The sequence below is a fragment of the Candidatus Villigracilis sp. genome, from assembly GCF_057083605.1.
Genome location: NZ_JBXMTI010000006.1, coordinates 35396 through 61599, shown reverse-complemented (window position 1 = coordinate 61599; position 26204 = coordinate 35396). Strand labels below are relative to the sequence as shown.

Annotated in this window: 25 protein-coding genes and 1 pseudogene; 13 read left to right on the top strand and 13 right to left on the bottom strand. The window is 49.1% G+C overall.

Annotation, left to right across the window (positions count from 1 at the left end; genetic code table 11):
• The 5 genes and pseudogenes from AC14M5_RS01670 to AC14M5_RS01650 form a co-directional block, all read left to right on the top strand.
• Positions 1 to 523 (top strand): annotated as a pseudogene (locus AC14M5_RS01670) (hypothetical protein); the annotation flags it as partial.
• A gap of 234 nt (positions 524 to 757) precedes the next feature.
• Complete coding sequence (locus AC14M5_RS01665) at positions 758 to 2215, top strand: pyridoxal phosphate-dependent decarboxylase family protein (RefSeq protein ID WP_484027885.1); 1458 nt, start codon at positions 758 to 760, stop codon at positions 2213 to 2215.
• Between the two features lie 280 nt (positions 2216 to 2495).
• On the top strand, positions 2496 to 3626 hold the full coding sequence (locus tag AC14M5_RS01660; RefSeq protein ID WP_484027884.1) for a phosphate/phosphite/phosphonate ABC transporter substrate-binding protein: 1131 nt from the start codon (positions 2496 to 2498) through the stop codon (positions 3624 to 3626).
• Between the two features lie 273 nt (positions 3627 to 3899).
• Positions 3900 to 4652, top strand: coding sequence for a phosphonate ABC transporter ATP-binding protein (gene phnC, locus AC14M5_RS01655; protein WP_484027883.1), 753 nt, complete (start codon positions 3900 to 3902; stop codon positions 4650 to 4652).
• A 6-nt stretch (positions 4653 to 4658) separates the two neighbouring features.
• Positions 4659 to 6497, top strand: a complete 1839-nt coding sequence (locus tag AC14M5_RS01650) for a PhnE/PtxC family ABC transporter permease (protein WP_484027882.1) — start codon at positions 4659 to 4661, stop codon at positions 6495 to 6497.
• 48 nt (positions 6498 to 6545) lie between these two features.
• Here the strand turns inward: AC14M5_RS01650 and AC14M5_RS01645 are convergent, their stop codons facing one another.
• From AC14M5_RS01645 to pdxS, 7 genes are all read right to left on the bottom strand, one after another.
• A complete protein-coding gene (locus tag AC14M5_RS01645) occupies positions 6546 to 7559 on the bottom strand; it encodes a fatty acid desaturase (protein WP_484027881.1) in 1014 nt (337 codons plus the stop codon).
• Positions 7560 to 7735: 176 nt separating this feature from the next.
• Entirely contained in the window at positions 7736 to 8959 is a 1224-nt protein-coding gene (locus AC14M5_RS01640) for a prenyltransferase/squalene oxidase repeat-containing protein (RefSeq protein ID WP_484027880.1), read from the bottom strand.
• A gap of 136 nt (positions 8960 to 9095) precedes the next feature.
• Positions 9096 to 9758 carry an HAD family hydrolase gene (locus AC14M5_RS01635; protein ID WP_484027879.1) on the bottom strand — a complete coding sequence of 221 codons (663 nt, stop codon included), beginning with the start codon at positions 9756 to 9758 and terminating at the stop codon, positions 9096 to 9098.
• The gene (locus AC14M5_RS01630) at positions 9759 to 10079 is read right to left on the bottom strand and encodes a hypothetical protein (RefSeq protein ID WP_484027878.1); all 321 of its coding nucleotides are present in this window, start codon (positions 10077 to 10079) and stop codon (positions 9759 to 9761) included.
• A complete protein-coding gene (locus tag AC14M5_RS01625; protein WP_484027877.1) occupies positions 10072 to 10989 on the bottom strand; it encodes a hypothetical protein in 918 nt (305 codons plus the stop codon). Before AC14M5_RS01625 ends, AC14M5_RS01630 begins: the two co-directional genes overlap by 8 nt.
• Positions 10990 to 11125: 136 nt before the next feature.
• Positions 11126 to 11704 carry a pyridoxal 5'-phosphate synthase glutaminase subunit PdxT gene (gene pdxT / locus AC14M5_RS01620; protein ID WP_484027876.1) on the bottom strand — a complete coding sequence of 193 codons (579 nt, stop codon included), beginning with the start codon at positions 11702 to 11704 and terminating at the stop codon, positions 11126 to 11128.
• A gap of 88 nt (positions 11705 to 11792) precedes the next feature.
• Entirely contained in the window at positions 11793 to 12680 is an 888-nt protein-coding gene (gene pdxS, locus AC14M5_RS01615) for a pyridoxal 5'-phosphate synthase lyase subunit PdxS (RefSeq protein WP_484027875.1), read from the bottom strand.
• A 342-nt stretch (positions 12681 to 13022) separates the two neighbouring features.
• Here pdxS and AC14M5_RS01610 point away from each other — a divergent pair, with 342 nt between their 5' ends.
• The 5 genes from AC14M5_RS01610 (at position 13023) to AC14M5_RS01590 (ending at position 16338) form a co-directional block, all read left to right on the top strand.
• The gene (locus AC14M5_RS01610; RefSeq protein ID WP_484027874.1) at positions 13023 to 13442 is read left to right on the top strand and encodes a GntR family transcriptional regulator; all 420 of its coding nucleotides are present in this window, start codon (positions 13023 to 13025) and stop codon (positions 13440 to 13442) included.
• A gap of 22 nt (positions 13443 to 13464) precedes the next feature.
• Positions 13465 to 14397: a slipin family protein gene (locus AC14M5_RS01605; RefSeq protein WP_484027873.1), complete on the top strand. Its 933-nt coding sequence runs from the start codon at positions 13465 to 13467 to the stop codon at positions 14395 to 14397.
• Between the two features lie 94 nt (positions 14398 to 14491).
• Positions 14492 to 15142, top strand: coding sequence for an SdpI family protein (locus AC14M5_RS01600; RefSeq protein ID WP_484027872.1), 651 nt, complete (start codon positions 14492 to 14494; stop codon positions 15140 to 15142).
• Between the two features lie 64 nt (positions 15143 to 15206).
• Positions 15207 to 15428, top strand: coding sequence for a DUF4177 domain-containing protein (locus AC14M5_RS01595; protein WP_484027871.1), 222 nt, complete (start codon positions 15207 to 15209; stop codon positions 15426 to 15428).
• A 13-nt stretch (positions 15429 to 15441) separates the two neighbouring features.
• Positions 15442 to 16338 carry a lysostaphin resistance A-like protein gene (locus tag AC14M5_RS01590; RefSeq protein WP_484027870.1) on the top strand — a complete coding sequence of 299 codons (897 nt, stop codon included), beginning with the start codon at positions 15442 to 15444 and terminating at the stop codon, positions 16336 to 16338.
• Between the two features lie 79 nt (positions 16339 to 16417).
• Here the strand turns inward: AC14M5_RS01590 and dnaN are convergent, their stop codons facing one another.
• The 3 genes from dnaN to AC14M5_RS01575 form a co-directional block, all read right to left on the bottom strand.
• Entirely contained in the window at positions 16418 to 17551 is a 1134-nt protein-coding gene (gene dnaN, locus AC14M5_RS01585) for a DNA polymerase III subunit beta (protein WP_484027869.1), read from the bottom strand.
• 88 nt (positions 17552 to 17639) lie between these two features.
• Complete coding sequence (locus AC14M5_RS01580; protein ID WP_484027868.1) at positions 17640 to 19565, bottom strand: DUF5671 domain-containing protein; 1926 nt, start codon at positions 19563 to 19565, stop codon at positions 17640 to 17642.
• A 114-nt stretch (positions 19566 to 19679) separates the two neighbouring features.
• Complete coding sequence (locus AC14M5_RS01575) at positions 19680 to 20153, bottom strand: hypothetical protein (protein ID WP_484027867.1); 474 nt, start codon at positions 20151 to 20153, stop codon at positions 19680 to 19682.
• 235 nt (positions 20154 to 20388) lie between these two features.
• Here AC14M5_RS01575 and AC14M5_RS01570 point away from each other — a divergent pair, with 235 nt between their 5' ends.
• The 3 genes from AC14M5_RS01570 (at position 20389) to AC14M5_RS01560 (ending at position 23162) form a co-directional block, all read left to right on the top strand.
• Positions 20389 to 22191: a M3 family oligoendopeptidase gene (locus AC14M5_RS01570; protein ID WP_484027866.1), complete on the top strand. Its 1803-nt coding sequence runs from the start codon at positions 20389 to 20391 to the stop codon at positions 22189 to 22191.
• Between the two features lie 168 nt (positions 22192 to 22359).
• On the top strand, positions 22360 to 22719 hold the full coding sequence (locus tag AC14M5_RS01565; RefSeq protein ID WP_484027865.1) for a rhodanese-like domain-containing protein: 360 nt from the start codon (positions 22360 to 22362) through the stop codon (positions 22717 to 22719).
• Between the two features lie 125 nt (positions 22720 to 22844).
• Positions 22845 to 23162 (top strand): cupin domain-containing protein, encoded by a 318-nt coding sequence (locus tag AC14M5_RS01560; protein WP_484027864.1) that lies wholly within the window; start codon positions 22845 to 22847, stop codon positions 23160 to 23162.
• A 213-nt stretch (positions 23163 to 23375) separates the two neighbouring features.
• Here AC14M5_RS01560 and AC14M5_RS01555 read toward each other — a convergent pair whose 3' ends face one another.
• From AC14M5_RS01555 to AC14M5_RS01545, 3 genes are all read right to left on the bottom strand, one after another.
• Positions 23376 to 24674, bottom strand: a complete 1299-nt coding sequence (locus AC14M5_RS01555) for a Glu/Leu/Phe/Val family dehydrogenase (protein ID WP_484027863.1) — start codon at positions 24672 to 24674, stop codon at positions 23376 to 23378.
• Between the two features lie 243 nt (positions 24675 to 24917).
• Positions 24918 to 25688, bottom strand: a complete 771-nt coding sequence (locus tag AC14M5_RS01550; RefSeq protein ID WP_484027862.1) for an enoyl-CoA hydratase/isomerase family protein — start codon at positions 25686 to 25688, stop codon at positions 24918 to 24920.
• A gap of 52 nt (positions 25689 to 25740) precedes the next feature.
• Positions 25741 to 26106: a hypothetical protein gene (locus AC14M5_RS01545; protein ID WP_484027861.1), complete on the bottom strand. Its 366-nt coding sequence runs from the start codon at positions 26104 to 26106 to the stop codon at positions 25741 to 25743.
• Positions 26107 to 26204 lie beyond the last annotated feature (98 nt).

Genomic DNA, 26204 nt, shown 5'->3' with positions numbered 1-26204 from the left:
AGAAACTGATTTCAACAATACTCTCCGATTTGTAGAATATACTGAGGAACATAAAAGTGTATATTCTTTTGAGTTTGCCCGTCTATTGTTATTAACATGTTCCGAGTTAGACACTTTATTCAAAGTGGTTTGTAGAAGTATAGATTTAACCAGTACAGCTGATTCCATAGGTCAGTATTATGATCCGATTACCGCAAAATATGATATAGGTTTAGAAGAGGTATTAATAAAAAGATATTCCCTCGAATTGAAACCATTTGAAAACTGGTCAAGGGAAATACCGCCTACTTGGTGGACAAGCTATAACAAAGTAAAACATAGGCGACATGAAGAGTTTTATCAAGCCAATCTCGGCAATGCCTTACTTGCAACGTCTGGTCTTTTTATAATGAATCTCATTGCGCTCCACGAGTTTGATCTTTTGGATAATATCTATGACCATCCTACACTATTAGATCGACAGAGTAGCCCAGGAGCACTTTTACTAGAACAAGGATATAGAATAAGAATCAAGTCGTCGTAATAATTTCTTGCTGAAAGAATTCAATGCCATAACCGAATCATTCTTATAACGGATTGGATCATGCTCAAGCCCGTTCCTTGCCAGCCATCGTCATCAGAAATTAGAAGAGAAACTTCAGTTACCGATTAGCCCGGATTGAAAACTCCCGTCAAATTTGATGGGAGTTTTGCTTAGTGTTTTCCATGCTATACTTTTTTTATATCAACTTTATCGAGTAAACAAAGGTAGGAGCAGATGAACATCAAACAACGCTACGAAACCCTCGACCCCGAAAACTGGGATGAAATGCGCGCACTTGCACACCGCATGGTGGATGATGCGATCAACAACCTCGAAACGATTCGCGAACGTCCCGTTTGGCAGCCCATCCCGGATGAAATCGCCGCCCAATTTCGCGCTCCCGCTCCGCATGAACCCACTGGTGCAGATGCAACCTATCAGGAATTTTTAGAAACCATCCTTCCCTATCCGATGGGAAATACCCATCCACGTTTCTGGGGATGGTACATGGGCGCTGGAACTGTCTTCGGCGCATTGGCTGATTTTATGGCTGCGATCATGAATCCCAACCTTGGCGGGGGTAATCATGCTGCGAATCTGGTGGAAGAGCAAGTGGTCAATTGGATCAAAGATATGATGGGCTTTCCAAAGGATGCCAGTGGTCTGCTGGTAAGTGGCGGTTCAATGGCAAACTTCGTAGGCATCGCAGTCGCGAGGAATACCAAGGCAGGCTTCGACGTTCGGGAGTTGGGGATGCAGGCTGCTCCTCAAAAGTTGACAGTCTATGCCTCCACCGAAGTGCATAGTTGCAGTCAAAAAGCAGTTGAGTTACTTGGGATGGGAAGTGCCAGCCTGCGAAAAATTCCCGTGAAGAGCGATTTCACCATCGATCTGAATGCATTGGAACAAACCATGGCAGATGACCGCAAAGCCGGTTATCGCCCGATCTGTATTATCGGAAACGCAGGCACTATCAACACCGGCGCAATCGATGATCTGAATGCATTGGCCGATCTCTGCAAGCGCGATGATCTCTGGTTCCACGTGGACGGTGCGATTGGGGCTGTAGCTGTGCTTGCAGAAAATGTAAAACCAAAACTGATTGGAATCGAGCGAGCCGACTCAGTTGCGCTTGATCTCCACAAATGGATGCACATCCCCTTTGAGGCTGGCTGCATCATCGTGCGTTCTGAACCCGCTCATCGCAAAACGTTTTCGCTGACACCGGAGTATCTTGCACACGAAACTCGCGGACTGGCGGCAGGGCATCTCTGGTTTAGTGATTACGGTCTGCAACTCTCACGTCAATTTCGCGCCTTGAAGGTATGGATGTCGATCAAAGAACATGGGCTGGATCGCTTTGGGAGAATGATGGCTCGAAACGTTGAGCAGGCACATTATTTTGGTGGACTGGTTGAGAAAGAACCAAAGATGGAATTGATGGCGCCAATCGGCATGGACATTGTCTGCTTCCGCTTCAACCCGGGCGGGTTGGATGATGACGCGCTCAATGCACTCAACAAAGAAATCCTGATGCAGATTCATGAGCAGGGAATTGCCGCCCCAACCTATACAACCTTGAATAATAAATATTGTTTGCGTATTGCCATAGCAAATCATCGCAGCACGCAGGATGACTTTGACTTGTTGGCAAAAGAGGTTGTTCGAATCGGAAATGAAGTCACTGCATGATTCTGATACCGGCAATCAACTAAACCGAGCAATCTTTGAAGCCGTTTTGAGCCACCGAGACACGAAGACACTGGGAAAAACAAATTAAAACTCTATATCTCGGTGGCTAAGCTTTGGTGCTTTTCACAAGAATTATTTGTTCGATCAATTTGCATAGTGTAATAAATAATCATATTTTAAGAAAAGGGTACTTGTTCATGCCGTTGATTTGCGTTATCATCTTTATGTCAGGGGTGGTTGTCACCCCAAAAACCTTATATATCTCTTAAGAGGAGAAGATATGAATAAACGTCTGTTTTTTGTCATGCTGACTCTCATCGTTGCCGCTTCGATGATCCTCAGCGCCTGCGGTGCTCCGGCTACAGAAGCCCCGGTTGCCACTGAAGCTCCCACCGAAGCGCCCACGGAAGCGCCTGTTGCCACCGAGCCGCCCGAACCTGCTGTGGGTTCCCCCGAGCACCCGATCAAAGTGTTGTTCGTCCCCTCTGTGGATGCGAACATCATCACAACCGGTGGTGAAGTAATGGCCGCCGCTTTGAACGAAGCCACCGGCCTCACCTTCGAAGTGACTGTCCCGACTTCCTACGCCGCCACCATTGAAGAAATGTGTGCCTCCCCCACAGATACCATGGCCTTCATCCCTGGCCTCGGTTACGCCATCGCCAGCCAGTTGTGCGGCGTGGACGTTGCCTTCAAGGCCATCCGCTTTGGCTATCCCGTGTATTGGGCTGAATACATTGTCGCTCGCGACAGCGAATTCCAAACCCTTGCCGATCTCGAAGGCGCAACCTGGGGTTATGGCGATCAAGGCTCGACCTCCGGTTACATGGTCCCGTTTGTTGAATTGACCGAAGCCGGCATCACCCCCGGTGAGCAGGTCCAGACCGGCGGCCACAACCAGACCGTCACCGCTGTATACAATGGTGAAGTTGACTTCGGAACCGTCTTCTACAGCGTTCCTTTGAGCCCTGAAGGCGCTCCTCTCTTCACCTATGATGACTATCTGGCTGGCACGATCACCGAACTGTCTCAATACGAAATCCCCGAAGAATCCGTCCCGAACTGCGCCCCCGATGCCGAAGGCAAGAAATTGCTTTGCGACGGTTACCGCATTCTTGATGCCCGCGCCAACGTCCGCACCGAAGCGCCGGATGTAGTGCAGAAGGTTCGCATTCTTGCAGTATCTGCTGCCATCCCGAATGACACCCTGTCCTTTGGCCCCGAGTTCCCCGCTGATGTTCGTGCTCAGATCGAAGAAGCTCTGCTTGCCTTCGCTGAAACCGAAGCCTGGGACACATCCATCGGCTCTGCTGACTTCTATGGCTGGTCCGGTATTGCTCCCGCGGAAGATTCCGAATATGACATGGTCCGCGCCATGGTCGAAGCCACCGGCTACAAACTTCCAGAATAAGTTCTGCCGTTCGTAAAAATTTGGGGCAGGGATAAAATCCCTGCCCCAAATTTCTTTATTTCGTAAACCTGAAAGACCCTAAAGGTCTCCTTTGCAATCAAAGATGCATTTTCGTGCAGGAACTTCCCGCCAGATAACTCCTTGTTTTGCAGGGAAGACCTTTAGGGTTTTATTTCAGAAAATAACACCAACAGGGACGGATATATTTTATAATACCTTTGAAGACCCTCAGCGCCCCAACGCGCTGGCATCACAGTTTTCAGGATACCCATTATGCTTCAAATTAAAAACCTGACCAAAATTTATGACGGTGGAGTAAAGGCGCTCGACAACGTCAGCTTTGAAGTGCCAGACGGCCAGTTCCTGGCGGTCATCGGGCTAAGCGGATCGGGCAAATCCACCTTGTTGCGCTGCATCAACCGTCTGATCGAACCGACCGCGGGGCAGATCATCTGGAATGGCGAAGACATCACAGCCGCATCACAGGAGGAAATGCGCCGCATCCGACGCAAGATCGGCATGGTCTTTCAACACTTCAACCTTGTCCATCGCTCGAGGGTGATCACCAACGTGCTCGCAGGCAGGCTAGGCTATGTCAACCCCGCCTGGAGTCTGTTGAACCGCTTTCCAAAAGAGGATATTGAAAAGGCCATTCAGCAATTGAAAAGAGTTGGCATCGCGGAAAAGGCTTATCAACGAGCCGATGAATTGAGCGGCGGACAGCAGCAGCGCGTTGGCATTGCGCGCGCGCTCATGCAGGACCCGAAGATGGTTCTGGCCGATGAGCCTGTTGCCAGCCTGGACCCTGTCCTCGCGCACAGCATCATGAGTCATCTGGAAGATATCAACAAAAATGATGGGGTCAGCGTGTTATGTAGTTTACATTTTCTTGACCTGGTACATCGCTATGCAGATCGGGTGGTTGCGCTCAATGAAGGCAAGCTGGTGTTTGAAGGATTGCCAAAAGATATTGACGACAACAAATTCAAGGAAATTTATGGCCGTGATGCAGAGCGGGTAGGGTAAGCTGTCATGAAGAATAATAAGAAATCATCCCCCTGGAAATCCATAAAAGTCGGCCTGTACACTTTACTGGCCTTGATCATTTTTGCGTACGGTTTTGAGATTACCCAGGTAGACCTGGAGGAGCTCCGCAGCGAAAACCGCCAGCAGAGTCTGGTGCGTGTAACACGCGCCCTGGCACAACCTGCGATCTTTGAATATGAACAGGTTCAAGAGGTGGTTAACTACCCCATCTATGTTCCCTGTTTAGCGGATGGCAGCCAGGCACCTGCGCCGGAACACAATACAACTGAGCCTTATATTGTTATCACCCCGGCTTGCGCCAACCCCGGCGATGTGATCCAGGTGGAGGGATACAATTTTGCTCCCTACACTGTTGGCCCCATCCGGTTCATCCCCGGCAATGACCCAACCAATGTTGTATCCCTTGGCCGCGTAAATGCTGAAACTGATGCGGATGGGCATTTCATCGTAGACATGGAACTCCCCAACCGAATCAGCGATGATGTTCAATTTATTCGTGCCACACTTCGCAGGAATGTCGGTGCTCCGCGTTTTTCCAAAACTGCACATGATACCTGGGAGAAGATCGTCGAGACGGTATTCCTCGCATTGTTGGCTACCGTCTTTGGCACCATTCTCGCCATACCACTGAGCTTTATCGCCGCACGCAACTTGATGAAGACAGTCAAAAGCCCATTGACCAGCATCTCCCTTTCCGTTTTGGGCTGGCCGATTGGGATCCTGATCGGCTTTGTGGCTGTGCGTTGGGTTGGGAATTTCAGCGCATCCATTGGCTCGAATGCTTTTGTCAACCTGGCAAGCATTCTCTTATCTCCTGTATTAGTATGGCTCGGTATACGCTGGGCTTTGCCTCAGGAGGAAATTTCCCTGCCAAGTCAAAGCACACGGTTGGCACGCTTGGGTGTAATTCTATTGACGGTACTGGTCGGTTTTTATGGGTTATTCCAATTAGCCAGCCTGGCAATGAGCGCCGGACGATCCCTTGAAGCATCGCTGGGTTCATTTGGTTTCCTGGGGTACTTCCTGTTCCAAGTGGGCGACATTCTTGCCATTACTACCCCCGCGTTGGGAGCCCTGGCTGCTGGCGGCACACTCAGCAGTATCATGGGGCGCATTGGTCAACTTGGCTCAGAGAAATTACCCGCCTCTGGAATAAAAACACTGAACCTGATCCTGACCACCATCGCTGGAGCAACCGTTCTGGGCCTGCTTGGGCAGTTAGTGGAATGGCTCTACCAGATTGGCGAGCCAATGTACACGCTCTGGGGTCCAATTGCAGTGGGCGCTACCGCCGGCCTCCTGTTGGCGGTGTTGACCAAACCCAAAGATTCCCTGCCCATTGGAATGGTGATCTATTCCATCACCCGCACCTTCCTCAACGCCCTGCGTTCAGTGGAAGCATTGGTGATGGCCATCGTGTTCGTGATCGCTGTGGGTATAGGTCCATTTGCGGGTGTGATGGCATTGGGTCTGCATACCATCGTCAGCCTGGCAAAGCTATATTCTGAACAGGTTGAAAGCATCCTATCCGGTCCGCTGGAGGCGATTGAAGCGACGGGGGCCAATCGTTTGCAGACCATCATCTATGCAGTCATCCCACAGATCATTCCCCCATATATTTCCTACACTATGTACCGTTGGGACATTAACGTGCGCATGTCCACCATCATTGGTTTTGTGGGCGGCGGTGGAATCGGCTTTTTGTTACAGCAGAATATCAACCTGCTCAACTACCGCGCAGCCAGCGCCCAAATGCTCGCCATTGCAATCGTGGTGGCAACAATGGACTACATCAGCTCGGCATTGCGTGAAAAAGTCATATAACTTAGCAGAATCAAAAAGGACTGGCTTTTCAGAGCCAGTCCTTTTTATTTACATCTTATCGCTTTGCATTTGCATTCTGTACTTTTTTATTGCGCGCCAGCCGACGAGCATCTTTTCTTTTTCATCCCATAAACGGAAGTAGAGCGACTTCAAACTGTCTTTTAGCGTAAGCGGTTCGATCTGGAAGATCGGGTTTTCGTTATGACATTCTTCAAGTTTGTAATTGGGTATCTTCGGGCTGAGGTGATGGATGTGATGAAAACCGATGTTGCCCGTGAACCACTGCAAAACCTTGGGGAGTTTGTAGAATGAACTACCGTCCATACCGGCTTTGAAGAACTCCCAATCCTTATGGCGTTCCCAATAGGTGGGCTCGAAGTTGTGTTGAACATAGAACAACCACACCCCCGCGCCGCAAGCCATGAGCAAGATGGGAATTTCGACCAGCAAATAAGCCTGCCAGCCGATGTGATAGATCGTCCAGCCGATGAAACCAAACAGGGCAATGTTGGTCCAGATCACGCTGTTCTTCTCGCGTTTGCCGGCATCTTTGTCCCAGAAACGATGCCCGAACGCAAATACGATCAGCGCACCAACGGTGAACAGAATCAACGGGCTTCGCATGATGCGGTAGCCAATTTTTTTGTACCAGGGCGAGGCGAGATACTCTTCCACCGTCATGGTGTAGACGTCGCCAATGCCGCGGCGGTCAAGGTCACCGGCAGTAGCGTGGTGAATGGCATGGGAATGCTTCCACGCATAATAAGGTGTCCATACTGCCACACCCAGCAATAATCCCAATCTATTATTTGCAAGCGGGGTACTGAAGAACGAACCGTGACAGCAATCATGGAAGATGATAAACATCCGCACCATGAATCCAGCCGCGAGCACGGTAATCAGAAGCGTCAGCCAGTATCCGATTTCAAGACTGCGGTACGCCAGGTACCACAAGACAAAAAAGGGAACGACTGAATTGAACACCTGCCACAAACTACGCCAGGTTTCAGGGTAGGCATAGTTTGAAACTATCGACTGCCATTTGATTTTTCCTATACTCATTTTTTACTCCATTTCTTTATTACAAGTCATCTCAAAAATGTCATCCTGAGCGGTAGCGAAGGATCTCACCTCTCGAAGGTGTGAGACTCTTCGGTGGCGAAGAACGCTCCCTCAGAGCGACATGGTATTTTTGAAATTGGTACTAGTACCATAACACCAAACCACTTTCAAAGATGCTACTTTTCGTTAATCATACTCTGATATTCCAAATACGCAGTCACCCCGTTGATCCAATGTTGTACCCCGTCAATTCGAATGGATGGGTCTTCACAACTGCTGAAGATGCCGCCTCCATAATTTAATATCGTATCGTCGCTCAGATCAAAACTACAGTCATTATCCGGTATCTGCCTGGCTCGTACAAAAGTGATGAAAGTACGTATCTCCTGATCCAGCCACTCATGGTCGGCATCTGAAAGATAAAACGCCTGCGCCAGCGCCGCAAGCGCTTCAACTTTTGTGGCGGTAGCAATACTGGTGTTGGCCTTATTAAGCGAGCGGATTTGCCCTTCTATAACTGTATTCGCAATTTCCACAGCATAACTATGATCGGCCTTGCCAAGTTTATCCTGGTGGGCGAGCATGGCAAAGGCATAACTGTGCCAGTGGTCTTCCGTAATAGGCTGCTGGATCATGTAATCGTTCACTTCGTGCGCCTGTTTGAGCCAGAACTCATTGCCTGTCATTTCATACAATTGCAAAAGCGCGTACAGGCTTTCACCGGTGAAATAAGTGACGAAATAATCCGGGTCCACCGTGCCATTGAAGTGCGGATCATAGGATTGATAAAAGCCGCCCGCTGGCTTGCGCATTGAAACAATGAAATAGCCCAAGTCAATTGCAGTTGTGAGTAAATTGCGGTCTTCAAGAATAAATTCCCCAGTAGCCTGCCAGCGTTTGTAAATTGCGTCGATAGTTAATGCAGCGCCGCCAAGCGGACAGCCGCCATTTGTATAAAGGCATGTACCGGTAAATTTTTGCGGGTCAGTGATCAGCATTTCAAGATAATGGTCAAGCGCACGGTCGCCCGCTTCACAATATTTTGAATCCCCTGAAACCCTGCACACCGTGAAAAGGGACCCAGCCCCCGCGACCAACCGAATATAAGAAGGTGTGTAGGATCTCTCATTGGTTAATATGTCCACCTGATATGAAAGCTCGCCGTTCGGGAGTTGCTGCCGCACCAAATAATCGCCAGAGGCAATGATCGCATCTTTGAGCGGGCTATCTTCAATTGGAATGGTTTCGGGAATAATGGCTGGTGTAAAAGTGGGAACGAATGGCATCGTCACAACCGGAGTAACGATACTTTCAGGTTCTTCATTTCCCCTCGCCCAAAAAAATGTTGTGCCTGCCAATGCAAGCACGCTCACGATCATAAGCGCAATTTTTTTAGGCATATACTTCATTCCGTTCTTGTGTCACCCTGAGGAAGCGCTCTTCGCGAACGACACCGTACCTGCATTCGGTGCAGGTGAGGGTCTCGCTCGCTATGGTTGAAGATGCTTCGCTCCGCTCAGCATGACACAAAGTTATCTAAGGAATCTTCGCTTGCAAATCCTGCAAGGATAATTCTGTCAGCGATGCAACTGTCATATCGCCGCTAACGCCCATCTTGGCAGTTAATGGATTTGGGACGGCCACTACAAAAATCCCTGCGCGGCGGGCTGCCTCCACACCGTTGACCGAATCCTCAAAGACTACCGCTTCCGTATTCTGGACTTTGAGTTGCTCCAGCGCCCTCAGGTAGATATCCGGGTTAGGCTTTGTCCTGCCAGGCGGCACGTCATCCTGACAAATAATAGGCTTGAAATAATGGAAGATACCGAGTCGTTTTGCGTGCGTATCCACCCATGAATGCGGCGAGCTGGAACCAATTGCAAGATGTATACCTTGCTCCCTGGCGAGTTCGATCATATTCATCACGCCCGGCATGATCGAACTCGCCTGTATCAGCAGATCAGATTCTCTTCGGTAGCGAGTGCGCATCGAAACAGGATCCAGCCGTCCCTGAGAAAGAAGCGAAAGATGTTCCGCCGCATCAAAGGTTGAGATGCCGTATCCGCCAATCGTCTTTTCCCATTCATGAACCGGGAGATCAAATCCGTGTTCGCGATAGATCGATTGCCAAACCAAAACCTCGGGCGTTTCAGTATCAAGAATCAGCCCATCAAAATCGAATAGCAGTGCCTTCAGCATTTACGGAAACCGCCTTACAAAATCCGAGAGCGCTTCCCAAATTTTTAAATCTTTTGCATCTGATGACTTGATCATATTGAGTACCATACCCAGCGAAGATTTCATGGCTTTATATTCACGCTGCGCATCAGAGTCGATGGTGAAAAAACGTGTGTGATCCATCCAGCCATAGATATTAACGGAAACGGAAACGTATGCATTGCCGCGCTTGAATGTAATCCGTGCGCCGCTGGAGTGTTCTTCATCATGCAGGATCACGCCTCCCTCTGCGCTCACCGTACCGATGCTTCGCCCGTTATCATAGATAGACCAGCTACTCATCCACATCCATTCTACTCATGCGCGAGGGCTGCACTCCGGCGTTTGCAGGAACAGTGCGCGCGGGCTGCCCGTTGGTTACCAAACGCGCAAGATGTTTCACCATTACGGCCTGCCTCACGGATGCCTGCGCACCAAGGTCTGCCAACACCGGTTCAAGCCAGGCTTGATACGAACGCACATTTATATAAACGGGACGTCCGCGGCGGTCTGGCAAACCTTCAATAAGGGATGCGATCTTTTCACTGACATTATTTTCATCGGGATGAATGAGGGGCGTTAGCACCACACCATACATTCCAGATGTAACGCTCGCATAACATTTGATATCCTGGTGTACAAATCCGATCACATGATTTGGCGCAGGCTCAACAGGATGCAGCAATTGCGGCACGATTTGATAATGCAGACTCTGCACCGCGGGCAAATCCACCGATTGCATGCGCCTCCACTTTAAGCTGGAACTTGATTCTGTTTTCTCAAGCTGACTCACATCCCATACTCTCTGCCATGCATAAACGGAGAACCCACTCATCCGCAAGGCGGGGAAAACATCGCTGGTCTCTTCCACTTCCGCAATCAGGTGAACAGCCTTCCACTCTCCCGCTTGGACTGCAAGATGTTCGATCAGGGCCAGCAAGCGAGGATCGTGCAAGTTGGACGAAGGTGCCAGATATAACAATTTTGCAAACGACTCGCCTTTTGTATGAATGATCCCACCCAGCAAAGCGGACTCGCCGCCATTATCAATCGCTGCATATAAATGGCGCGCAGGATTGATGTATGCGAGCAGTCCCATCGCTCCCAAAGGATGGCCACGCGTGAGGGCACGCGCGCTATCGAGGGTTAATACATCGTTTCGATAGCGAGCAATGGTGGGAATATCAAGCAGGTCAAGTGAGCGAATAGTCATATTTATGCTTCACGTCATTGCGAGGGCGATGCTCTTTCGCCCGACACTTGCACCACGTGCCAGTGCGGTGAGCAATCTCCGACATGATTAGGAGAGATTGCTTCGTCGGGAAGAACGCCCTCCTCCCAATGACGAGTTAACTTGCCAGAGAAATAAAAAATTCGTGAAAACGAGTATCGCCGGTCAACTCAGGGTGGAAGGAAGTAGCCAGCAAATGGCCTTCCTGCGCCGCAACGATGCGGCCATCTTCCAAAGTTGCAAGCACCTTCGTTTTTCCGCTGACTGATTCAATGATCGGCGCACGGATGAAGACGGCATGATATGGATTTTCCGTGCCAGTGGCTTTCATCAACTCGTCAATTTCGAGATCGGTTTCAAACGAATCCACCTGCCTGCCAAAAGCATTGCGCTGGACTTTGATATCCATTAATCCAAGCAGGGGCTGGTCACGGCCAATATCTTTTGAAAGAAAGATCGCGCCCGCGCATGTACCCCAAATTGCGTGGCTTTTTCCAAACTCTCTTAAAGGCTCCATCAACCCATAAGCCGTTGCAAGTTTGCCAATCGTTGTGGATTCACCGCCTGGCATGATCAATCCATCTAACCCATCAAGGTGTTTGGGCAAACGCACTTCAACTGTTTCCACGCCGATCTTGTTGAGCATGGAAATATGTTCTGCGAAATCGCCCTGTAGGGCGAGAACTCCAATTTTCATAATCTATATATACAGGTAAACAAGTAGAGATGTACATAAGTAACAAGAACGTGTCTACTTATATACTTTTTTACGTGTCTACATTAACTCACCATCCACGCACAGCAAGTCGCTCACCTTCGGGCATTTGGGCAGCATTACGTCCTACCATCGCTTCGCCAAGGTTTTTGCTTACTTCCGCAAGAATGGATGCGTCCTGATAATGCGTGACAGATTTGACAATGGCCGCGGCACGCTTGGCAGGATCACCGCTCTTGAAAATACCAGAGCCAACGAACACACCATCCACGCCGAGCTGCATCATTAAAGCCGCATCTGCAGGAGTGGCCACTCCGCCCGCCGCAAAATTGACGACAGGCATGCGTCCGAGTTCTTTGGTCTCTTTGACCCATTCATAAGGCGCACCGTTGTTCTTGGCAAAGGTCATCAACTCTTCATCGTTCATCGTCTGTAACTGACGAATGGAACCGATCACACTACGGGCATGGCGCACCGCTTCCACCACATCGCCCGTGCCTGCCTCGCCCTTGGTACGGATCATCGCTGCGCCTTCACCAATGCGGCGCAATGCCTCGCCAATGTTACGGCATCCGCAAACAAACGGCACTTTGAAGTTGTGCTTCAGAATATGATGTTCCTCATCAGCAGGGGTGAGCACTTCAGATTCGTCGATGTAATCCACGCCAATGGCTTCCAGTATCTGCGCTTCCACAAAGTGACCAATGCGGCACTTCGCCATCACAGGAATGCTGACTGCATCCATGATCTTCAGGATCATATCCGGGTCAGACATGCGCGCCACGCCGCCATCCGCACGAATATCAGCAGGCACACGCTCCAATGCCATCACCGCACACGCACCGGCATCTTCCGCAATTTTGGCTTGCTCGGCATTCACCACATCCATGATAACGCCGCCTTTTAACATTTGAGCCAAACCTTTTTTCTCAGTCCATGTACCAGTCTTTGTTTCCATATGTATTCTCCTTATTTAATGCGGGCACTGCTCATCGCATAATTTTCCGAATTTTCAAGTGTAAAAAACGAGTGGGAAAATTAAATTGTGATTCAACAAATCATGCAGTACTTTGTAAATTCTACCATGCAGGCATAATTTAAATTATAAGAGGACTGTAAACAAGAAGCGCTTCATTACATAACTGAAAATTGATCCTGCAAAGCAAGCCGATGCTATGCTGTCACATTCCGCTTGATAGTCAATTTGCTGTTGAACAGGTTATAAAATTCATATTGACAAAATCCGCTTAAATGCTACAATTGTTACAATGATACAATTAGTACAATATAAAGGCGGCCCATGACAGAGAAAAAACTCACCTTACAGCTTGATTTCCATTCCGGGCTACCCATCTATACCCAGATCGTAAATCAGATCCAAAGTCAGTTGGCAAATGGAATCTTGAAACCTGGCGACCAGTTGCCCACGGTTCGTGCGCTGGCGCAGGAGTTGCGAGTCAACTTCAATACTGTGGCACGCGCATATCGTATGCTGGATGAGGTAAGGATTATATCCACGCAGCAAGGGCGCGGCACATTCATCACGGAGAAACCGCCCCCGGAGGTCAGTGAAAAGTTGAGGCACGAATCGCTGGCCGCTCTCACGCATCGATTCATCAGCGAGTCCCTTCGGTTGGGATTCTCGGAGCGCGAGGTCAGCCAGATGGTTAGAGACAGTTTGAAGTCGTGGAAAGAAGCGACTGACAGCGACAATGAATAATTATCGATCAGGAGAATAAAAAATGAACACAAGACTACTTAAATCCGCAATTCAGAAAAAGAATATTGATCAGCACATCCCGCCAATTGCAGGAACGTTATTTGGAATATTCCTTGTGATCGCAACATTGGGAGCGATCCTTGGCGATGGCAGATATCCAGATGCAGTGCTTGGCGCGTGGGTTCTTGGTTGGACGTTGATCGGTACATATCTGATGTTTGCATTGAAGGTTGCATCGCAATGGGAAAAGGTGATCGTTCTGCGGCTCGGTAAATTCATCGGTTTAAGAGGCCCAGGCTTGTTCTGGATCATTCCCATTGTAGACAGTGCATCAACCTGGATCGATCATCGTGTAATGGTCACGCCGTTTGCCGCGCAGAAAACGCTGACGAAAGATACCGTACCTGTGGATGTAGATGCTGTGCTCTTCTGGGTTGTGTGGGATGCTGAGAAAGCCGCGCTTGAAGTTGAAGATTATCGCGCCGCTGTAGATTGGGCTGCACAAACTGCCTTGCGCGACATCATCGGCAAAAAGATGCTGGCAGATATTTTGATCGGACGCAGTGCGATTGACAAAGAACTGCAAGCTGTAATTGATGAACGCACCACGCCTTGGGGTGTTACCGTTCAATCGGTGGAAATTCGCGACATTGTGATTCCACAGGATCTGGAAGATGCCATGTCGCGTCAGGCGCAAGCCGAACGTGAAAGACAAGCGCGTGTGATCCTTGGTGAGTCTGAAAAGCAGATCGCGGCTTCATTTGCGGAGGCTTCAAAGTCTTACATCAATAACCCAACCGCGTTACACCTGCGGGCCATGAACATGCTCTTTGAAGGTTTGAAGGAAAAGGGCGCGCTGGTGATCGTGCCATCGTCCGCGGTGGATACGATGAATCTCGGCGGTTTGAGCGGCATAGTCTCACTGGCGCAGAATAATTTGCCAAAGGAAAAATAATGTAGGGGCACAGCGGTATATAAACGGCTTTGACTCTCAATCAGCCACTGTGCCCCAACGTTTCACGTGAAACGAATTCGAAAGGAAACAAAAAATGACAACCAAACTTACCACTATTATTGTTTTGATCTTGATCGCAATTGCCTTGATCGCGGGTGCATTGTTGTGGAATCAACTACCAGAACAAATGGCATCACACTGGAATGTCAACGATCAAGTAGATGGTTATATGCCAAAATTCTGGGGCGTATTCCTCATGCCACTTATCACGCTTGGAATGTTCGTTTTATTCCTTGTAGTTCCAAATATTGATCCACTCAAAGCCAACATCGCGCAATTCCGTGAGACCTTCAATCTCTTCATCGTTTTCATCGTGGCTTTCATGCTTTACGTACACGGGCTGACATTAGCCTGGAGCCTCGGTTATCAGGGCTTCAAGATGAGCAATGCCATGCTGCCTTTCATGGGCGTCCTGTTTATCTTTGTTGGATACATGCTGAAGAAAGCAAAGCGCAACTTCTTCATTGGGATACGGACCCCTTGGACTCTCTCCAGTGATTCAGTCTGGGACAAAACGCATCAACTTGGCTCAACCCTGTTTATGATTTCAGGAGTCTTCGCCATTGTTGGAGGATTCTTCGGCGGAACGACAGCCTTCTGGCTGATGTTCATTCCATTGATCGGGTCAACAGTGTTTCTGGTGGTCTATTCCTACGTGTTATATCGTAACGAAACACGAATCTAAAATCAAATATGCGACCCTAAAAGAGTCGCATATTTTCGTTTCACGTGAAACACAGGAGAATAAAATGAACAATGAATTTCAAAAATGGGAATATCGCGTACAAACGATAGGAAGTATGTTTGGCACAAAAGACGAAGCCATCGAAGCCATATTGAATGAATGGGGTGAGGAAGGATGGGAGGCAACTCAGGTCTACACACCCGAAGGGAGCGGGAAAGTGACTATTGTTGCCAAACGTCCGCTAACGCGCGAAACGATCCGCCGCCGTTCCATGCCATCGTTCTAATTAGGAAAATAAAATGATTGAAAGAAAATCTCTAACTTGGTTTTTGATAATTACATTTCTTATTTCGTGGCCGTTGTTCATCGCTCCGCTTTTGTTTGGAGAGATGGAACCAGTCAACAAGCGATTAATGACTCAAGGGCTATGGGCCATCGCCATGTGGGGACCAGGTGTTGCCGCCATTGTTACAACTTTATTCATCGCAAAGAAACCGTTCAATAGTTTGCGATTGAATACCCTGGGACCAAAGCGTTTTTATCTTTGGGCGTGGTTTCTACCAATTGCATTGACCATCCTTGGCGGATTATTGACATTATTATTCGGCATTGCAAAACTGGATATGAACTTCACGATGATCCGCGATGCAATGGCATCCGCCGCGAACGGTAGTGAAGTTCCTATGGGTATCATTGTGATATTGCAAATTCTGTTTGCGATCACACTGGCGCCTTTCATCAATATACTATTTGCGATTGGTGAAGAATTGGGCTGGCGAGGATTCTTGCTTCCACACTTGATGCCCCTTGGTCAATGGAAAGCCATCTTGATCAGCGGAATCATTTGGGGATTTTGGCATACACCTGTGATCATGCAGGGACATAATTATCCGGGCTATCCAGTGCTTGGCGTATTTATGATGATCGTCTTTTGTGTGTTGCTCGGCACGATCATTTCGTGGATGTATTTGAATACAAAGAGTCCCTGGGTGGCGGCGCTGGCTCATGGATCAGTAAATGCAGTTGCCGGGCTGCCAATAATATTCTTCCAACCTGGTTTCAACATGGCATTTGGCGGAACTCTTGCCGCACCAACTGCATGGATTGGAATGGCATTGTTCATTGCATGGTTGGTATGGACGAAACGACTCCCAGTACAGAGTCAGGTTGAAGAAACAGGAGCAGTTATCAGTTAGAAGTGAGGCGAAGCATCTAGAACAAATGTTCTGTTCATTAAGATAAAAAATGGGCGACTCTGAGTCGCCCATTTTTTTATTATCCCAAATGCATCGGCATGATGACGTGTAGGAAATTATCGTCGCCAACTGGCTTGACCACACCCGGAGCATTCGCCGCAGATGTTTCCAAGGCAACATTCGGTGTCTTGATGACTTCCAAGGCTTCGCGCAAAAATTTGACGTTGAACGCGATCAGCACGCTGCCACCATCCACCGTGGCTTCGACGATGGTTTCGTTCTTGCCAGTTTCTTCAGATGTGGCAGAAATTTCAACTTCGCTGGGCTGCATTTCGCCTTTAGATTCTTTGATATCCAAACGCGCCACGTTCGAACCTTCGCGCGCAAAAATTTCAGCCTGCTTGCAAGCTTTGAGAAGTGAGGCGGTTGAAACGAGAGTGCGCGATTTGTAACTGCGCGGAATGATCTGATGGTAATCGGGGAAAGTCCCGTCGATCAATTGCGAAACAACTTCCACATCTTTCACACGGAACAGCACCTGTCCGCGATTCTTTGGCACAACCATATAAATGGATTCTTCACCATCCGCTGCAATACGAGCCAGTTCATTCAGCGCACGCGCAGGAATGATAACGTTGAGGGGTTGAGATGCGGCTTGTGAAAGTTGTGCCTTACGCACCGAAAGACGGAAGCCATCCGCCGCCGCCATGGTGACCTTGTCTTTTTCAACATTCATCAACACACCCATCAAGACTGGGCGGGCTTCATCTGTGGAAGCGGCAAACGCAACCTGATGGATCATCTCTTTGAAATCAGCCACATTCAATTGCACCGCACCGTCCATTTCAGGTGTGGGGAGCGGCGGGAATTCCTGCGCATCGATACACTTGATATCGTTGTTCGATGAACCGCCCTTCACGTGCAGGTTTTGTGTTTTCACATCGATGGTCAATTGCACCTGGTCGCTTGGCATGGCATTCACTAAATCCGAGAAGGTTCGCGCAGGAACAGTAGTTGAACCATCTTCTTCGATGCGTGCCGCGATCCAACATGTAATTCCTAATTCAAGATTGGTGGCAGAGAGTCGCAGGCGGCCCTCATCAGATGCAATTAAAATATTTGATAATACGGGGAGTGTACTGCGCGGTGACACGGCGCGTGAGACAATGCTCAAGCCTCGTGCCAGGTTTTCTTGAAGGACAGTAACTTTCATGGGTGTTCGCCCTCGATTTCTTTTGATTAATTTTCAAAAGTATATCATTAGTATGATGTCATTGCGAGGGCGATGCCCTCGCAATGACTTAGAATCCTGTCACCAACGAAACACCAAGCATCGTCAACATAAACAACACCTGGCATGCAAACAATGCCGCGAATACATAGGCAACATAGGTCCACACAGGGGTTGTTCTGCTTGCGGATTGCGGGCGGAGTTCCTGCCCTTCAGCCAATGCCCGCACCGATTCAGCCGCCTGCCCAAAATCATTCATCCAGTAAACGCCCGCCGCTTCATCTGGGACGATGAGCCTGCTTCCATTAAAGGAGCTGATCCACGCTGAAACATTTTGAGGCGGGCTGACCGCCAGCGAACCTGGCAATATGACAGCGTCTGCCTTTGTGTCGGCAGGGATGCCATCTTTGACGTTCAATACAGTCACAGGAATTTTGGGGGCGCGTTTTGCAAAAGATGTTTTGATCGATTCACCAAACTTACCATCACTGTTATCCAACACGAGGAGTTTGAAACTTTCCTGTTTGGCTTCCAATACATCCGCACGTGATGCGCCATCCTTGCGCAAAGCGGACAGGTGATACAGCAATAGCACCACGAACAGAATCAAAGTTTGTAATGTATTGAGGGTGGAATTTGCAAAATTACTTGTTTCACCACCCAGCGCAGCATTGATCAATGTAAAGATCAAGCCGCCAGCCGCACCCATCCCGCCGATAACGGAGGCGAACAGCACAAGATACAAATATGTTTTACGGATCACCGAGCGGCGAGCATGGTCACCAACGGGGCCATCTTCCAACGCATCTGCCTGCACAGGACGCCAGGTCATTAGCCAGAGCGGAAGCCCCACAATCAAAGCTGCTAATGCGCGGGAGAGCGGGGAAGTAAACCCATCGCTGCTTAGATATATCTGTTCAGTGAGCAGGTCAATGACAAGTGAAAACAGGGAGGCAACTGCAAAGAATGTCGCCGCAAGACCAAGGAGAGAGAGGATGTAGGCGTAGAGTCTCTGTTTGCCTGCACGACGGGGAGAGTCCTCATCAAATGCAAATTGCTGGTTGAGCCATTTTCCATAGTAGGCCCAGATCACCCCAAACGGCACACCAATCGAAATGGGGCCGCCAATATCCTGTATGAATTCAGCGAAACTCTTTCCATTACCAAAGACATACATCAGGATCATGTAGATCAAACTGCCGCCAGCCGACAGCACCACGATCACACCGCTGAGCGAAAGCAGGTAGAGAATGCCAAGGCGTAGATAAGATTCTTTTTCAGCACGCTCTGCGTCAGGCAAAGCGTCCTGCAAGATGCGCCAGGAGAAGAACCAGATCGGGGAACCGATCACCAACAAAGCAATCGCGTTGACAGCGGTCTCACGTCCAAGCTCTCCAAGTACATCACCAGTGGACAGTGTGAAAGCGTAGTCCAGTGCTTGTTGTGCACCGAAGACCACCATGAGCAAGCCATACAGCATCCAGATGAAGCGATATAGGCGGCGGATCTCAGCGAAGTTTTCGGTTTCAGGCAAGGTGCGCCATTCGGCTTTTAAGATGTTCCAGAAATAGGCCGCAAGCAGCAGGTTGATGACGATGGCGATCAGGTTATCGATCCAGGTTTGCGAACCGCCGACTATGGCACGATAGGTATACAGATTTGCCGCTGAGAGGAATGTACGGTTGATCAGCGCGAGCAGATTTTGTACAGCGGGAATCAGTGTGCCAAGCAAAATCCCATAGAAAAAAATTGCGCGAACACTGGCCGTTTTTTCCTCGTCATCTTTTGCAGAGACGCGCTGTGCCCATAACCAGTGCACAAGAAAGATCGGCACGCCTACCAGGATGAGTGATAATGCTTGCGCCAGCGCGGAAGCGCTATTCACAACTTCGCTTGTCCTGAAAATGGAGCGAAGCAGGCTGATGATGCCCCACATCACCACTTCAATGCTGATGGCGGCTACGGCGTAAAAGTAAAGTCGTCGAATGGTTTTCATAGGTTTAAACTCCGTCATTGCGAGAAGTGCTCTTGCTCTTTGCGACGAAGCAATCTCCTGCAAACTAGGAGATTGCTTCGTCGGGCTGAAGCCTTCCTCGCAACGACATAACTATTACGGCTTATATGGTTCCTGATACCAGTTGTAATCCCAGAAGTTATAAGGCATGGAGCTCAACTTCCAGTCACCGTTCTGGTTCACCAGCAAAGCGCGGTCTTCGCTGGCATAGCGGCTGGAAAAGGGGTCGGTATTGGAGTAGTATATGGAAAGAGTCACAACCGCTTCGTCATCATGGGTTTCCACGGGGCCAATATCCACGCCCACATCACCGGGGTTGACCATGCCATTAAAGAAAGACTGGCGGAACTCTTCATAAGTGGGCTTATGTTCGAGATCTGCCAGATAACCGTAGGCTTTTTGATAATCCTTGTTCAAAACAGCCAGCACATAATTGTGCACCACACCATCTGGCGTGTCATCGGCAACATAATCGCGTTTGTCCTGCCGCGTGAAGAACAGCCCCAACGCCAGCAGGATGAGCACGCCAATCCCGATCAGAATGCCTGTGAGAAATTTGTCCTGTTTCATAAAATGCCTCCGTTGTCTATCGCTCGTGTCACAAATAAGTAAACTTTTGATGGAAATTGCAAGTAAGTATCACAACTCTGGTTTAGCAAATTATGTGACGCTGTGTAAGTTAACTTTACTCCAAAATGACCGAAAAAACACCAAAAAGTTCCTGGAATTATGTCCCTCTTGAGTAGGTATTGTTCCAAACCCAATCACGGTATACTTAATTATCATTTCACAAGGAGATTATAAAATGACCGTTTCTGCCACACGTTGGGATATGACCAATCTCTATCCGTCACTTGAATCCAAGGAATTCAAAAGCGCCGTCAAGAAATATAAATCCATGCTGGATGAAATGGAAGTGTTTTTCAAGAAAGCCAGCAAAGCAGATGCAAAGACCGAGCCGAAGAAACTCGGCAAATTGCTTGGCGAATCTGTAGACCGCTTCAACGCACTCTTTGAGCTTTCAGGCACCATCAACCCCTTTATTTATTCCTATGTCACCACCGATTCACGCAACCAGGATGCCATGCGCGCCCTCTCGGAATTCGAGCAAATGTCTGTGCAGGCCAGCGTGCTCAATACCAAATTCCAGGCCTGGGTTGGTAAGTTGGGCAAGGCTGCAATCAAGAAAGCCGCAAAGACAAATAACTCTGCCAAGTCTCACGAGTTCTCTCTTAACGAAGCGGCTGAGCAATCCAAATATTTGATGAGCGAAGCGGAGGAAGTACTCGCCGCCGAACTGACCTTGAGCGGGGGCAACGCCTTTGGCAAACTCCAGGGGACGGTTACTTCACAACTCACCGTAGACTTTGAACTGGATGGCAAAATGCAGAAAATGCCCATGCCTGCGTTGATCAACCTGCGCTCACATCCCGATGAACCCACCCGCCGACGCGGATACGAAGCGGAGAATATTGCCTGGGAGGGAGTCAAGGAAACTCTGGCCGCCTGTATGAACGGGGTCAAAGGTGAAACGCTGACTCTCGATAAAAAACGCGGACGTGAAGATGCAGTGCACGCCTCGATTGACTTCGCCCGCATAGACCGCGCCACACTGGACGCCATGCTCGGAGCAATGAAAGATTCGTTCCCGATGTTCCAGAAATATTTCAAACACAAGGCCAAATTGCTCGGCAAGGAAAAACTGGCCTGGTGGGATATTTCCGCTCCGATGGGCAAGACCGACAAGGTCTATTCATTCGATGAAGCGCGCGATTTCATCGTCACTAACTTCAACAAGTTTTCTCCCGAGCTTGGCACATTTGCCAAACGCGCCTTTGACAACAACTGGATCGATGCCGAACAACGCGATGGCAAACGCGGAGGCGCATTCTGCATGGGTGTTTCAGGCGTGAAGGAAAGCCGCATCCTCAGCAACTTTGACGGCTCCTTCGATCAAGTCAGCACATTGGCACATGAACTCGGTCATGCCTTCCACAATGAATGTGCTTATCAAGCGGGCAAGACCGAACTCCAACAAGCCACGCCCATGACTTTGGCTGAGACCGCCTCCATCATGTGCGAGACCATCGTTACTCAAGCAGTGCTCGAGCAGGTGGCCAATCCGCAGGAAGAGTTAGCCGTGCTCGAAGCACAAATGAACAATGCCACCGGCGTGATCGTGGATATTTACTCGCGTTATCTCTTTGAGAAGGAAGTCTTTGAACGCCGCGAAAAGTCCGAACTCTCTGCAGGCGATCTGAGCGAGATCATGGAACGTGCTCAGAAAGCCACCTACGGCGAAGGTCTGGACGAAAACTACCTACAAAAATTCATGTGGACCTGGAAGCCTCATTATTACTCCAGCGGATTCTCCTTCTATAACTATCCTTACGCCTTCGGTTTGCTCTTTGCTACAGGTTTGTATGCCATTTATGAAAAACGCGGTGCGGAATTTGTGCCTGCTTATAAGAATCTGCTGGCCTCCACCGGAGAAAATCGCGCGGCAGAACTAGCCGACCGCTTTGGCATAAACATCCGCACCAAAAAATTCTGGGCCGATAGCCTGGCCGTCATCGGCAAGCGTGTGGAGCGTTATTCTCAGTTGTAATAGTGCTCCTGAAAAGTAGGGACACAGCGAAACGGTTTATATAATACCCACGGTCACAAATTACGCTTTCCACCTTTAGAAAAAGCGCAATTTGTGACCGAGTGCGGTATAGGCAAAATCATGGATCGGCTCGCTGTGTCCCTACGATTAAGTCTTTCATGGAGAGAGATGAAAAAATATAAACTACTCTTAGCGTTTTCAATTCTTGTACTTGCGGCCCTCGCTTGCAATACAGTTTTACCAACAGTAGAGCCTGCTGTAACTGCGCTCCCAACTCAAACACAAGCCCAAAACGACACCAATCCACAAGCACCGCTGACCGAGGCTCAAGTGCCGCGCATTCCAGTGGATGAAGCCAAGTCTGCATATGATTCAGGTCAAGCTGTAATTGTGGATGTGAGAAGCGCTGACTCCTACGTCGAAGCACATACGGTTGGCGCGATCTCGATTCCGCTGGATGAATTTGAAAATAACATCAGCACCATCCCTCTCGAAAAAGACCAGTGGATCATCACCTACTGCACCTGACCCAACGAACACACCAGCGCCCGTGCGGCGTTCCTTCTTTTGCATAATGGTTATACAAACGTGCATGCCCTGCTCGGCGGACTTGAAGCCTGGATCGACGCAGGCTATCCCGTTGAACCGTAAAGATGACAAACACGCCTCTCCTCACACCCTGGCCTGATCCTGAACCACCGACTCGGTCAACGCTGTGGCAGTTGATGGTTGATGAGGGTCTTGATCCATATTCATGGTCAAACGGCCCATACGATGTTTATTCTGCTCACAAACACAACTTTGACAAGGTCATCTATGTTGTGCAGGGAAGCATCACTTTTGGCCTGCCAGATTTGGGCAAACAAATTAACTTGAACGCCGGGGATAGACTCGACCTGCCCGCAGGCACAGTCCACGATGCGCATGTAGGCGCGGATGGAGTCACCTGCCTGGAGGGGCACAAAGGTTAATATCCACTTGTCTTTTGCTGTGTCATTCTGAGCGGCAGCGAAGAATCTCTGAGATTATCGTAGAGACCCTTCGCTATCGCTCAGGGAATCACGACCTTTTGCTAAAGATTAATTTTACAAAATCAGCCCTTAGTTAAGTGAAGCGAGAATCAAAAAGAGGACTTGCTTATTAGACAAGTCCTCTTTTTCTATTCTCTAGTCCCTGATCTCTTCTTACGCATTCCCCGTCAACCAGCCGCGCATCTCCATGGCATTCACTACGCGATCAATAGCCACCATATAGGCAGCATCACGCATATATACTTTTTCATTTTCGCTGCGTTCAACCACACCATAGAAGGCAGATGTCAACTTTTGGTCGAGTTTTTGCAGAACTTCATCTTTCGGCCAGTAGAAGTTCATATCGTTCTGAACCTGCTCAAAATAGGAGGTGGTCACGCCGCCTGCATTGCATAAAAAGTCTGGAATGACAAAGATATTATTCTTCTTGAACGTTTCATCTGCTTCGGGCGTACAGGGCCCGTTTGCGCCTTCAGCCACGATCTTGACATTCTTGGACATCTTCTTAACCGTATCGGCATTGACCTGGCCTTCAAGCGCTGCAGGGATCAATACATTGGCTTCCTTAGTGATCCAGGCATCGCCATCTTCAACGATGTAGCCGGCATCCTGTGCCTTTACCTTGTCAATCGTGCCGTACTCATCCACGATGGTGAGCAGGAAACGCGGATCGATGCCGCCCTTCTTGCTGTAGGTATAAGCCTTCTTATCATGGCGATCATAGCAGGAAACACAAGCCACTGTGCCGCCAAGCATTTCAATAAATCCAATGGCTGCATACTGTGAAACGTTACCAAAACCCTGCAATGCTGCAACAGAGTTCTTTGAATCGATGTTGAGGTGCTTCATGGCTTCGCGTACTGTATAGATCACACCATAGCCTGTGGCCTCAGTTCGTCCCAATGAACCACCACCGCCAAGAGGTTTGCCGGTGAATACGCCAGGAGTAAATTGGCCCACAAGGCGTGAATACTCATCCATCATCCAGCCCATCATTTGAGATGTGGTTCCCATATCGGGGGCTGGCACATCATTGCGCGGACCAATATTCTTCCACATGGCGCGCACCCAGCCGCGGCATAATTCTTCTTTTTCATTTACGCTCAATGTGGATGGGTCAACAATAATGCCGCCCTTGCCACCGCCCAGCGGAATATCTGCAACGGCGCATTTCCATGTCATCCATGTGGCGAGCGCGCGCACGGTATCCATGGTTTCGTTGGCTGCAAAACGGATGCCGCCTTTGTTGGGGCCACGGGCATCGTTGTGCTGTACACGAAAACCTTGAAAAACTTTGAGCGATCCGTCATCCAGGCGAAGCGGAATGCGGAAGGAAAATTCGCGCATCGGCCAGCGTAACATTTCGGCCACACCGGAGTCGAGATTCAATTGTTTGGCTACGCCATCAAATTGTTTCTGCGCCATTTCAAAAGCATTGATTTGTCCTGCCATGATGTTCTCCTAAGAAGGGTTTTTAAGAAAATATAAGCGGGCACCCCGGACGGGGTTGCCCGCTTTGATCACGATGTATGTCAATACACTGGCTCATACGGTTAATCCAATAAATCACAATTGCCCTCAAACTTTACACGATAATTAAATTTGCGTCAATATGACAAAAATCCACTTGTTTTTGATAAATTATGGCGTTTTTTGATTACTTCTTACAACCCGCACCCTTAGTGAAAAGATACGCTACCGAAATTTTGGCGCACGTTTCTCAAAGAAGGCCGCCACACCTTCCTGATGCTCCACCGATTTGCCCGCTTTATCTTGCAGGATTCCCTCGTGCTCAAGGACTTCCTCCAGATTGGGCAGGATAGCCTGGTTGAAGGCTTTCTTCCCCGCCGCAAACGCTTCACGCGGACCTCGAGCCAGCGTGCCCGCAATTTGCATGACCAGCCGCTGATAATTGAATCCACCCACCTGGTTGACCATGCCCCACTCATAAGCCAGTTGCGCGGGAATCTTTTTGTTGGAATAAAAATATTCCTGCGCCCGCCCAAGCCCAATGTATTTGGGCAGAAACAATGAGATACCAGAATCGGGTGCGAGGGCAATGCCGCTGAACCCCACCACGAAATAAGAGGTCGATCTGGCGATCCGCAGGTCACAGGCTAGCACAATACCAAAGCCTGCGCCGGCGCAGGCTCCATTCACAGCGGCGATGACAGGTTTGCCCATATTCCTGATTTGCAAGATCAACGGGTTATAAGTTTTGTTCAAATGCTCGCGGTAGGAAATCTCGCCGCCACCCTTTTTCATTTCGCCAATATCCTGCCCAGCGCTGAAGACATTGCCTGTGCCAGTGATAACCACGCACCTCACATCTGGATTATTCTCTGCATCGGTGAGGGCACGTTGTAATTCATTGGTCAATTCAAAGTTGAAGGCGTTAGCACGTTCGGGGCGATTAAGTGTCAGAATAACAGAGCCAGCTTGGGTCGAGGAAAGAAGCGTTGTCATGTGAGTCAAAAAAGGTGACAGTCACTTTGGAGTGACTGTCACCTGATCCTTTCTATTCGTCTGGAAAATCATCTGCCTGGTCGTCGTCGCCGGCGTCCATTTCGTATTCCACGCCATCACCATCCAGATAGACCCATAAAAGCAGGACGTGTCCATCGGGAGTATCTACATTGCGGGCGGCGAGGATGGGAGCGGTTTGCTCGAGGCCCATGTCGTTGCGATAATGCAAGTGGATGGATGACTTGTTGTGCCAGGCGGTATAACATCTCTGCACGAGCGCGGGACCGTTAAAGGTTCGTAAACGCGTTAGCGCAGGGACGGAGAGAGTTGGGCTTTCGTTCAAGCCCATTGCCCAACCATCATTAACGTGCTCAAAGATTGGGGGCGGTCCTTCGATGATTGTGATTTTATCGTCCATAATTTTACCTATTGTATGCGGGAATATACCACAACTGTGTAGGAGGAAAGTTTCAGAATCTTATCAGAATTTTGTAACAGGACTAATTGGCTATCAAG